The 481-nt window shown below is 58.6% G+C and carries 1 protein-coding gene; it reads left to right on the top strand.

Translation table 11 applies throughout. From position 1 onward, the window contains the following. The coding region (locus CKO28_RS27960) for a hypothetical protein (protein ID WP_200344829.1) at positions 1 to 481 on the top strand (481 nt) is incomplete at both ends.

The following is a 481-nucleotide window of genomic DNA, read 5'->3' as shown; positions in this document are numbered from 1 at the left end:
GACTCAGCCGGCGACATAAAGATCCAGGTGTCGAGCACCGAGGACGACCGGACGACGGACTCGCAACGGACCATCGAGTTCGAGGACGACGAGCGGCGCCCGCGCATATCCCGCGTCGAGCGCACCATGGAGATCGGCCTCGGTGATAATGAGACGGACACCCTGGAGCGCCGCCTCCGCTGGGACGGTGAGGCCTATCCCGATACCGTTCGAGAGGGTGCGAAGATTCACTATGAGGTCTCGGCGTACGACCCGGATGGATCAGCTGAACTCGATTACGAATGGAAGGATGAAGAAGACTGTGATCCGGACGAGGAGAAGCCGTACCGTCTGACATGCGGGTCGGACGCGCTCGAGGATACGAATGGGACCTTTAAACCGCGCATAGAGGTTCGCAAGAATAATGGTGACTTGGAACGCGAAAGAACGATCCAAGTTAAGATCGACGAAGCAAGCGCACCGGATATCGTTTACCTGCGCC

It is taken from the genome of Rhodovibrio sodomensis, assembly GCF_016583645.1.
Lineage (GTDB): Bacteria > Pseudomonadota > Alphaproteobacteria > Kiloniellales > Rhodovibrionaceae > Rhodovibrio > Rhodovibrio sodomensis.
This window is presented reverse-complemented; position numbering and strand designations above follow the sequence as displayed.